At 36.0% G+C, this 10,536-nt stretch carries 10 protein-coding genes; all 10 read right to left on the reverse strand.

Annotated features, from left to right (window positions below):
- Positions 1–115: helix-turn-helix domain-containing protein (locus AC220I_RS12960; RefSeq protein WP_486724274.1), on the reverse strand; the 115-nt coding region annotated here is incomplete at its 3' end.
- 186 nt (positions 116–301) lie between these two features.
- Positions 302–679, reverse strand: coding sequence for a response regulator (locus tag AC220I_RS12965; RefSeq protein WP_486724265.1), 378 nt, complete (start codon positions 677–679; stop codon positions 302–304).
- A 188-nt stretch (positions 680–867) separates the two neighbouring features.
- Positions 868–1,761: a DUF2156 domain-containing protein gene (locus AC220I_RS12970; protein ID WP_486724266.1), complete on the reverse strand. Its 894-nt coding sequence runs from the start codon at positions 1,759–1,761 to the stop codon at positions 868–870.
- A 25-nt stretch (positions 1,762–1,786) separates the two neighbouring features.
- Positions 1,787–2,113, reverse strand: a complete 327-nt coding sequence (locus tag AC220I_RS12975; RefSeq protein WP_486724267.1) for a thioredoxin family protein — start codon at positions 2,111–2,113, stop codon at positions 1,787–1,789.
- 27 nt (positions 2,114–2,140) lie between these two features.
- Positions 2,141–3,328: a cation:proton antiporter gene (locus tag AC220I_RS12980; protein ID WP_486724268.1), complete on the reverse strand. Its 1,188-nt coding sequence runs from the start codon at positions 3,326–3,328 to the stop codon at positions 2,141–2,143.
- A gap of 67 nt (positions 3,329–3,395) precedes the next feature.
- Positions 3,396–4,622, reverse strand: a complete 1,227-nt coding sequence (locus AC220I_RS12985) for an aminopeptidase P N-terminal domain-containing protein (protein WP_486724269.1) — start codon at positions 4,620–4,622, stop codon at positions 3,396–3,398.
- Positions 4,623–4,829: 207 nt separating this feature from the next.
- Positions 4,830–5,522 carry a response regulator transcription factor gene (locus AC220I_RS12990; RefSeq protein ID WP_486724270.1) on the reverse strand — a complete coding sequence of 231 codons (693 nt, stop codon included), beginning with the start codon at positions 5,520–5,522 and terminating at the stop codon, positions 4,830–4,832.
- Positions 5,500–7,047: a sensor histidine kinase gene (locus AC220I_RS12995; protein WP_486724271.1), complete on the reverse strand. Its 1,548-nt coding sequence runs from the start codon at positions 7,045–7,047 to the stop codon at positions 5,500–5,502. Before AC220I_RS12995 ends, AC220I_RS12990 begins: the two co-directional genes overlap by 23 nt.
- Positions 7,048–7,121: 74 nt before the next feature.
- Positions 7,122–8,243 carry an efflux RND transporter periplasmic adaptor subunit gene (locus AC220I_RS13000; RefSeq protein ID WP_486724272.1) on the reverse strand — a complete coding sequence of 374 codons (1,122 nt, stop codon included), beginning with the start codon at positions 8,241–8,243 and terminating at the stop codon, positions 7,122–7,124.
- On the reverse strand, positions 8,230–10,536 hold a 2,307-nt coding region (locus tag AC220I_RS13005; protein ID WP_486724273.1), incomplete at its 5' end, for an efflux RND transporter permease subunit. The genes AC220I_RS13000 and AC220I_RS13005, both read right to left, overlap by 14 nt.

A 10,536-nucleotide genomic window follows, 5' to 3' on the forward strand; every position in this document is an offset into this window, starting at 1 on the left:
CCGTCTCATAATTTGCAATTGCAGACTGAGCAATACCAATATTCTCAGCAAGTGATTTTTGGCTCAATTTATTTTCTTTTCTCAATTTTTTTAATTGTTCACTAAATTTATCCATTTGAATTTCTCCTTGATTAATCTATACCCCTGGATGTGATATTTAATCACAATAATCACGTAACGTGTTAATTTAGTTTGTTTCGTGATATTCAGACCCATAAAAAACTGCAGCTTATGACGATTTGTCAATTGCTACAGTTGGAGTAAAGAAAGTTCATTTTAAGTGCTTAACAGCTTTTAGCCTTTACAGGGTCTCATCAAGCATCCTATTCACAATTTGATGGATATCCTTTCTAAACCAAGGCTTTGAAATAAAGAAATCAATATTCTGTTGATTAAAATTATGTATCAATAAGTCACTATCTTCATAGGCAGACATCAATACTCTTATAATATAGGGTTTCTTTTTTTTACAAAATCGAACAATATCTTCACCAGAGATAGAAGGCATTCGCTGATCACAAATTATCATGGAAAAATCGTTTTGGTCAATAAGATCCATGGCATACATGGGATTAATGGTGGTAACCACGTCAACGGGAAGCTTTAGCCAGTCGATTTCTCTTTTTAATGCATCCAATACCTGTTGCTCATCATCCACAAGCAAAATTCTTTTATTCATAATGTCACCTTCCACTTTTCAAATCTTAATAGGATTACGATATGGTTTTTACCCTTCTAGAGCTCATAATAACACCTAGGCGATATAAATCTAACAATTTTCTCTGACAAGCTGTAATATCTAGCCTCCACGATCAAACAGACAATCATAAAAAAAACGCCAACCACTAAAAGTGTCAGCGTTTTACTCTAAAACCACAACTCATTTTTGGTAATAAATCGGACAGGATGATAAGATAATTTTGATTTTCTGAGGCCTTCAATGCCTAAATCCTGTTCGCGATTAATCCAGTCCACTTGATCAAGTTGTTCATATAAGAAATGACCAATCGCTGTAAAAATTGATTCAAATTGAGTATCGCCCTTTTCGATGTGAACCAGTAAAGTATCATTATTTATAATTTCACCCATAATAAAACCTGCTAGCTGATCATCTACGAATAGGAGTCCAATCTTGAGATCGAACAAGGCTTTATGCTTAAGAATATCTATAATGCCATTATATTCAAAACTCAAATTTGGATCCGTCTCTTGATCTGTTTTTACCTCTAACCATTTCATTAGCAAATCATCTACAATTGTAAAATCAGTGTCCTCATACCACTTAAACTGCCAATTTTCATAAGTCTTAAGAAATTTATTTATGTGATTTTTTTTCTTATGGTATTTCTTACCCCTTAAGTTCTTTAAAGATTCGAAGTCATAAATATAATCTTGCTCGTCTTCAGAATACTTCAACTCAAATTTTTCATCATAGGCTTTCATAAGTGACACAAAATCATTATCTGCTTTTTTAATAATTAAGGGCTTCCCCTCTTTTTCACAAATTGACTTGATTTCACTAAAGGCTGCATAAACCTTTTCGGGACGACTATAATCGCCTATGGGCTGTGAAAAATAAAGATGATCACCCTTGATATTTACGATAAATAAAAAATCCTTGACGATGATGTAGTGAAAATTATACTTATCTCGCCACATCATCAAATTTGTAAAATTGATATCAGAAATCTCGGATTTAAAACGATCAAAGTAGGGTTTTGCATGTATGACTTGTGTATAATCTAGTTTAATTAATTTCATTTGGCTACCTCATCTTAACTTTCTACTAATCAAAGTACAGGGTCTCAAGACGGTTAAGTTTCTGTTCAATATCATCGAAGGACATTAATCTTTCAAATCGATATGTTTCCTTGCCATCAACAAATACGATAATGGTCGGATAAACCAGAACCAAGTATTCACCAATCATGCTTTGATCCATAGACGGGTCAGCACTGATAAAATCTATTCTTGGATACTTCTTCTCAAGTTCTTCTATGTCTGGATAAATTGAAAGGCATACATTACAGCCTAAATCGCTTAAAAGCATAAAAACAATATCATTGTTATCAATTTCCTGCTTTAAAGCCTCTCTATTTGAAAATTGTCTCATATTTCACTCCTAATAGGCTTAAAAAAATTATTGAGTTTCAACTTCGAGCCATCTCTTGGCACCTAAGTTAATTGCCATAGCACCTAGCGGTGCTGTTACAACAATGGATAGAACAGCTATTGCCAATATCACTTCCCCAGATGCAACACCCAGCATTAATGGTACGCCACCAATTGCCGCTTGAACAGTGGCTTTAGGAATATAGGCAAGAACACAAAATAAACGTTCTTTGAAATCTAAATCCGTATTAAATGTGGATAAGAGTACACCTATACTTCTGCCCATGAGGCCAACGGCTATTAACAATAAGCCCTTAAAACCTGCATGAAGTGCAACCGTTACATTCACTTGAGCACCAACAAGCACAAACAGTAGAATTTCAGCAAAGATCCATACTTTTCCAAACTTAACGGCAAGTCTCTTTGCCACGACAGGTCTTTTTTCAAGTAATATAAAACCGATGGTCATGACACCAAGCAAACCTGCAATTTCGATTTTGCTCTTAAGTGCATTTTCAAGCGCTGTCAGCAAAATGGCAACGCCAAGAAGCATAAGTACCTTTTTAGTGTCTCTTATATGATAACGTTCAAATACCTTGACCATGACAATTCCCAAAATAAGTCCCGATAATATCCCCAGTATAATTGACAAGGGAATTGAAAAGAGTTCAATCCCTACATTGACATGTTGACCACTATAAAGGCCTAAGAATGCTGAAAATATTGTAATAGCAACCACATCATCAATTGAGGCACTTGCTAAAATAAGTGTTGGAATTGCTTTCTTAGTCCCTATTCGCTTCTCTTGAAAATATATCATCTGCGGAACCACAACTGCTGGTGAAACAGCCGCTATTATAAAGCCGAGAATCCCCCCCTCAATCCATGTAAAACCAAGTAATAAATGTGCCATTCCCATAATGGTAATACCTTCTATTAGACCTGGAATAAAACTCATCTTTAGGGCTGTTTTCCCAACTTGGTTGAGTTGCTCCTTACTAATGCCAAGACCGGCGCGTAATAAAATAATAATAAGTGCAATTTTTCTAAAGTCCGCCGAAACAAGGAGGAGGTTGTCATCTAACAAATCAAAACCGTATGGTCCTATCAATACTCCTAAAAGAAGCATTCCAAGCAGTCCTGGGAGTTTCATTTTTGTAAAAAGTGCATTGAACAAAAGTCCGAGCAATGTAACAATTCCTAAACTTGTAACCATCAAAAAACTCCTTTAAATTTACTATAAAAAGAGAGTGCATAACACTCTCTCAATGTTTATACACTCATTATAACATTAAAGCTTCAATTTCATCTACGGTTTTAGGAATCATTTGAGATAGATTTACAGGTCCCTCTTCAGTGATTAAAATATCATCCTCGATTCTAATACCAATGTGCTCTTCAGCAATATAAAGTCCAGGTTCGACCGTAAGTACCATACCTGGCTTAAGAACAACATCTCTATCCCCTAAGTCGTGAACATCAAGTCCAAGGTAATGACTCACACCATGATAATAATATTTAGACAGTTCCTCATCAGACGTGATTAAACCAATTGCCTTTAATTCTTTTGAAAGTGTCTCTTTACACACAATATTGAGGCTTTCAAATTTCGCACCAACCTGCATAGCTTCTATTGTCGCTTGCTGAGCCTTTAACACAATATTGTAAATGGTCTTTTGGCGTTCTGAGAACTTTCCTGAAACAGGATATGTTCTGGTGATGTCAGCTGCATATTGCTGATACTGTGCACCAAGATCAAGGAGTACCAAATCGCCATCCGAAACAGCTTTATTATTTTCTACATAATGAAGGATTACAGCATCTCCTCCAGAAGCCGCTATCGTTGGGAAAGAATTTCCATCTGCACCGGCCATACGTATTGCATAGGCAAATGTTGCTTCAAGCTGATACTCCATAACGTCAGGTTTTAGCATATTTAAAATATTTTTTAGGCCCAGATCAGTGATTTCGACCGCTCTTTTTATGCGTTCAATTTCAGCATCTTCTTTTATCACACGCATGTCACTTACAATTGGATGTAGGGTTTCTAGCTTTATGAAGGGATATCTCTTTTGAAGTTCCTTTGAAAACTTCAAGGCCTTGCTATCCTCTTCATCCCAGGAAAGTTTTTCAAGGTCGAGGTAGGTGCACTTAATCAAATCGCTGTAAATCAATCGATTTAAGGTGGTCTCAAACTCCTCTAAATATTTAACGGATTCGATCCCCGAAATGGCTGTAGCCGTCTCCTTTGTCATTTTACGCCCCATCCATTTTTCAATGTCATAATCCGGTTTTTCTATGAACAAATGCGTTTCAAAAGCATTTTCTGTTTTGTGCATTAAAACGATGAAATTTTCATTCGTAATTCCAGTGAAATAATAAAAATTTTTATTGGGTAAAAAAGAATAGTGTGCATCCGCAGTGCTCTTTGGTGCGCTTCCTGAAAATAATATTACAGCATCACCTGTGGTTAATCTTTGACTCAAATTTTTTCTAAAATTAGTGTGCATTTTGTGCCTCCTCAAATCTAGATTAATCAATTTCGCCATCTTGCAATGTCTCAAATCAATTTTCACTGATGCTGTTTGAGGTTAAACATTCCTCTTCACAGCTTTTGGCTCAATTTTTTTGTATACTCAAAAAAAAATAACCCTTCCATACTTTTATTATAAAAGAGTTAAATTTAGAACACAAATATTATTTCGAGTATCTACATTTTATTTTTTTAATTTATAGCCAACACCCCATACCGTTTGAATGTATTCAGGGTTACTCGGATCAAATTCAATTTTTTCTCTTAGCTTTCTGACGTGCACTGTTAAAGTAGATGTGTCCAGTTCTGCCTCATACCCCCATACTTTTGCAAATATTTCATCCTTAGAAAAAACTTTATTAGGGGCTGATGACAATAATACTAATAAATCATATTCCTTTACAGTGAGTTCTACAGTTTCTCCATTGATAAAAACCTGTCTTGTTTCAAAATCTATTGTTAGGCCCTTTAACTCAAAGGTCCTATGGGGTTGATTGCCATTACCTGACTTCAACATTTCGTAGCGTTTTAAATGGGCTTTTACCCTTGCAACCAACTCATGTGGGCTAAAAGGCTTAGTAAGATAATCATCAATCCCCAAACTTAGGCCCCTGAGCTTATCGACTTCAGTGTTCTTAGCCGAAACAATCATAATCGGGATATCCTTGAAGCTTCTTATTGACTCTGCAATTTTAAAGCCGTCAATTCCAGGCAGCATTATGTCCAAAACGACCATGTCAAAATTTTCTTTGAGGGCTAACTCTTTACCTCTAATACCATTCTTTTCAACGGTTACCTGAAATCCCGAAATTTCAAGATAGGCTCTTTCAACTTCACCAATCTCAACATCATCTTCAATCAATAATATTCTTTTCATGAGTCTCTCCAATCCTTGCTAAAACAATTTTAATACCAAAACCGCCCTTTTCATCATTATATGCCGATATTTGTCCATTATGCCTGTCTATGATCGATTTGCAAATGGCAAGCCCAAGTCCTGAACCTGCAATTTGCTGATTTCTCGCAGGATCAATACGATAATACTGCATAAAGACCTTGTCGAGTTCCTCATTGGGAATACCATTGCCATTATCAACCATGTCAATTTCTATGACATCTTCCAATACTTTTAACTTAATATAAAAAACAATAGGGTCTACATTTGCATATTTCAAGGTGTTGGTTAAGACATTTGATGATACGCGTTTTAATTTTATAGGATCAATCAATGCCAAAGCACGCGTTTCATTACTGAACTCATATTCAAACTGTATTGCTGAATAATAAGGGTCATATTGCCACTCGTTGACAATGTCATCGAAGAAATACTTAAGATCCACTACATTAAAATCAAAATTCATGGTTTGTGTTTCAAGTTCATTAAAAAGCTGCAGTTCATTCATCATCTTATCAATTTCAGTTAATTTGGTCTGAATGCTCTTATAATAATGGTTGATCTGATCAGGATCCTTAACAACGCCATCTGACAACGCCTCCACCTGAACCTTTATAGAGGTCAAAGGCGTTTTTATATCGTGTGTCATATTAGAGATGAATTCTGTCTTTCCAGTTTCTATGAAATTTCTGTAGGTTTTAGCTTCAGCAAGCTTCTCAATCATCTGATTTAGGTGTACTGTTAGTTGGTTCAAAGGTTCTGTGACGATATCAAGTCTATGCTCAAAGTTCTCATTGCTGACTTCGTGTATAACCGTTACGACCTTATCAAAATTCTTAGTTAGGTTGAGGGTTGCATGAACTAAAAAACTCACCATCATAATAATTAGAATAATAAATAAAACGATAAAATAATTGGCCACAAATTTTCCAATTTCACCAGGAACATTGACGACCTTTGTTAGGAAGAACAAGCTCCCTTCATCACCATCAGAGAAATAAAAGTCCATTTGCCGTTGAACGATATAACCCGTTTTGTCAAAGAGTTCTTCATTCTTGGTATAATAATAACCGCCAAATTCAGGTAAAATCGGTCCATTTATCGACTTGAATTTATTGGCGATCTTAACGCCTTCTTCTGAATTAAAATCGTTGAAAGATTTTACTTCATCACCTTTTCTAATCAGTAGAAACCATTCCACTTTTTTATCAGATTTATCATTGATAATTGGATCATAAGTCGATGATAAGAGAAGCTCTTCTGGATTTTCAATAATCACATTGTTTAAATATCTAAATGCAAACTCCTCTTGATTCCACTTTTTTAGCTGCCATATATGCTCATTTAAATTTTGAGGGTCAGAGAGAAACCCCCAAAAAGCGGGTCCTACAATAACGGCAATATACCCAATCATAACAAAAATAGGCAAAAGTGTCGCAATAAACCATGTTAAAATGACACGATTTCTAAACTTTTTTGAAATTTTCTTCTGAGGAGAAGGGATCATTTTTTACCTCCAAAAGCGTATTTATCAAATACTATGTAAATATAGAGGTGGTTAAGCCACCCCTATACTTTATCTTATTTTATCATGACTTTTGCATCCGCAGTGAGATATTCTTTCCCGCGCACGACAATTTCATCATCTATATCGAGATTTTGTAGAATTTCAACATGTGTTTCATCTTCGATCCCTGCGATTACAGATACTTTTTCCACGGTTTGATCAGATTTAACCCGATATACATAAGCCTTGTCGCCTTCTTTAATCAAGGCATTCTTTGAAATTAAGGCAGTGTTCTGATGGGTATCAACAACAATTTTAACTTCACTGTAAAGACCTGACATTAAAGCATCGTCACCATCAATACTAATTTCAATTGGGTATGCACCTCTTTGACCAACAGTTGAGATCGACAATACCTCACCTGCATATGTCCTATCCAACGTATTAACATAAATAGATGCAGCTTGTCCCTTTTGAATGGCTTTAACATATTTTGAGGTTATTGAAGCATTAACCACATATTGACTCTCAGGGACGATTGTATAACCATTTTGACCTGAGGCAAATATTGATTTCGAGATGCTTTTGCCCACAACAATACCATCGACTGGGCTTTTCTGCACATAATTGTCCTTTTGCTCATTCAAGCTTGAAACAGTGCTATTATAGTTGTTTAGAGCATTGTCATATGCAATTTGCGCATTGTCATAGGCTGTTTTTGCATTATCATAGACCGTTTTGGATGCAGCGCCTGATTCAAATAGCTGTAATTGTTCCTCAAATGATTTTTTTGCCTGGTCTAAACTTAATCTTGATTGGTCTAATCCGTTTTTCAATTGTGTTAAAGTTTGTGATTTATTGATATCAAACGTATCCTGATTGATTTCAAAAAGGATATCGCCCTTTGAGACATGGTCACCTATTTCGAAATAAGTCTCTTTAACTTCACCAGAAACCTTTGCATTTACATTAAAAGTTTCAACAGGATCAACTGAACCGATTGTGAAAATAGTTTCCTCAATACTGCCTAATGCGACTTTTTCCGTAGTGACAGTCGTTGAGATGGCATCATCAAGTGCCAAATCAAGCGACTGGTCTACTTTAGCCTCTGGACCACCTGGTTTGGGAATTGCGATGATAACCACTAAAATAGCGATTATACTGATTATTATAATTGATTTTTTATTCATTTTCATTTGTGCCACCTTTCCACCATTTTAAAGTTCTTTTTTCAATGCTGTAATAAATCATTGGGATAATCAAGAGTGTTAATACCGTTGATGCTACTAACCCGAAAATTAGAGAAAAGCCCAATTGACTAAAAGTAGAATTATAGAGTGCCAGTGGTAAAACACCACCAATCGTTGTCAAAGAGGTTGCAAGTACTGGTTGAAATCTCGTCTTAACAGCCTCTGCAACTGCTTCTCTTAACTCAAAGTCATTATTTCTAAGATAGTTGATATAATCGATTAACACAATCGCATCATTAACGGCGATCCCTACCAGTGCTACAATACCAAACATCGCATAAAAGCCTAGGTTATTTTGTGTCACAATTAGGCCAAATACAACCCCAATCAATGCAAATGGGATGGAAAGCAATATCATAACAGGTTGAATAAAGGAATTAAATTGTAGAACCAATATGATATACACTGCGAGCAATGCAATGCCAAAATTGATTGCCATATTCTTGAGCTGTTCATTGAGATCACTCATTTCACCACCCACAACAGGAGAGATGGTTGAAGGTAATGTAATATCTTTAACCGCTTCTGAGAATTGTCTGTTAACCTCAGAGACATTATAGCCATCCTTTAAATCTGCTTCCACGTACACAACTTTCTTCCCGTTTTCTTTCTTCATGGTTCCCAAGCCAGTCTGTGTTTTAAGGGTTGCCACATCATCAAAGAAAATTTTGTCACCACTCGCATTTAAAAAGAACAGTTTATCAAAGTCTTTTAGGTGACTTATGTGGTCTTCTGCATAATAAATTGAGATATCGTACTCATTATCATTTTCCACATAGGTGCCCACTGTTGACCCTGAAATATGCTTTCTAAGATCTGAAGAAATCTGAGCTACTGAAAGACCATAATAGGCAGCTCTATTGCCGTCTATATTAATGAGTATTTCTTTTTTACCACCATCCGTTGATAGTCTAGGTTCAACAATGCCATCTATTGTTAAAAGTTTTTCATAGTATTGGTCTGCATAGTTAACTATGGTATCGAGATCATCGCCCTTGAGTCCTAAACTTACAGCAGCACCGCTTCCCATTGGGGACATAAAACTCGCTTGATCCAGCTGGAAGGTCGCACCGGAAATAGCCTTGAGTTTTGACCTGATTTGATTTTCAATTTCAGATCCTGATAATACTCTAAGGTCCTTGTCCACAAGTTCCAAAATAATTTTAGCCGTATTAGGACCATCATTTCCTACCTTAGAAGTAAAGGATTCGAGATCATCAATATCATATAGCAGAGCTTCAACTTCATAAACGATATCATTTGTATCTTCAAGTGGCGTCCCTACTGGGGTTTCAATATTAACATTGATTGAACTCGGTTCTTCATATGGGAACAATTCTAACTTTAGAATACCCATAGGAATTGTCATAATTGACCCCACGAAGAGAACCACTGCTAATAGTACGATTAGGGACTTCTTTGTTCTTGAAACAATCGTCGTATAGACAAATTGTTTGTATTTTTCGATAAAACCAGGACTATCACTTTTCTCTGCTAATTTTTGAGAATATATTTTAATCCCATAGACACTTGTAAAGGCAAACGCCAAGAAAATGCTGGCACTGGTCAAATGCCATTGATTTGAAAATGCCACAAGTGAGAGTACAAAAATCACTATCCCAGCAAGAATGTTTCTAAACTTATCAGATTTGTTTTGATGACTTTTTTTCTTTTTATAAGGCGTCAAAAACTTTGCAGACAATGCTGGTGTCACCACTATGGATACAAAGAGGGACGCAGAAATAATGTAAATGACCGTCTTAGGTAAATTCGAGAGGAACTGACCTTGAACCCCTGGCGTCATTGTTACAGGAACAAAGGCTCCAAGTGTTGTTAATGTTGCAGCGAGAATAGCTGGTGCAACTTGATTTGAACCAAATTTGGATGCCCTAATACGGTCAACACCTTCATCTCTGAGACGGTCTATATTCTCCATGACCACAATAGCGTTATCCACTAAAAGACCCAGGGCTATGATGAAGCCCGCTAAAGAAAGTGTATTAAAGGTCACACCTGTAAAAGTCATAATAATGAAACTGATAAAAAGCGATAAGGGAATTACAGTTGCCACAATTAGGGCTTCATTTAAGCCAATGAAGATATAGAGCACAATAACAACACAGATTAGACCACCTAAGGCATTATTGATAACTGTGCTTAAATCTTTTTCAACATCCACACTCATGTCATTTGTGACAATAAATTGGATATCTTCTGGTACCACATGATTTTCCTTAAC

It is taken from the genome of Fusibacter sp. (assembly GCF_057447755.1).